Source organism: Micromonospora sp. MP36, from assembly GCF_008119785.1.
In the GTDB taxonomy this organism is placed as follows: Bacteria; Actinomycetota; Actinomycetes; order Mycobacteriales; family Micromonosporaceae; genus Micromonospora.
Map to the genome: position 1 here is coordinate 1 of NZ_VSFA01000290.1, position 691 is coordinate 691.

1 protein-coding gene is annotated in these 691 nt (G+C 68.3%); it reads left to right on the plus strand.

Translation table 11 applies throughout. The features are described 5' to 3' along the window. Nucleotides 1-25 precede the first annotated feature (25 nt). Nucleotides 26-691, plus strand: a 666-nt coding sequence (locus tag FXF52_RS41215) for a hypothetical protein (RefSeq protein WP_222870970.1), incomplete at its 3' end; no start/stop codon positions are given.

Sequence of the window (691 nt, forward strand, 5' to 3'; positions counted from 1 at the left end):
CAGCAGCGGCGACCTGTGGTGGTGCGTGGCGGCCACGCTCGATGTGTTCCAAACCGAGTACAAACGGCTGGGCAACCGGGCGGTGTTCGACGACCGGATCCTCGGACCCGACGGGCGGCTCGCGCCCAATATGGGCTGGCCGCAACTGATGGAAATCCTCGACACGGTACCCGAGCCTGTCGGCCCCCACCCGCACGGAGTCGCAGGAGAGGACGTGCTGGCCGCGCTGCGGGCCGCGTCAGGATCGATGGTCGTGGTCAAGGCCGCGATACCGAACGAACAGCAGCACGTGTTCGCCCTCTACAGCCAGCCACAGGAATCCGGGCCGCCGAGAATCCAGGTGCGGGACCCTCTGATGCCCGAGGCCGTCAACCGAACCGAACCAAACGTTCCGGAACAAGACGCGTGGCTACAACACCTGTTCATGTCCAGCACCCTGCTGGCCGCGTTCGACGGGAACGGGCGACCCACCACCATCACCGACCTGCGCGGCCAGACCGCCGCACACCCGCGGCCGAACACCACGACCAGCACCGACACCAGCGCCATCCTGCTCGCCTCCACCAGCACGCCACGCGGCCCGTCCAAGGCGATGCAGGCAGCGGGCGCCACGTCTCCCGAGCCGTCCGGCTTTCCCCGGCAGCCGTCCGATCCAACGGAAAACAACGGCTCGACTGGTCCTGGCCCGGCG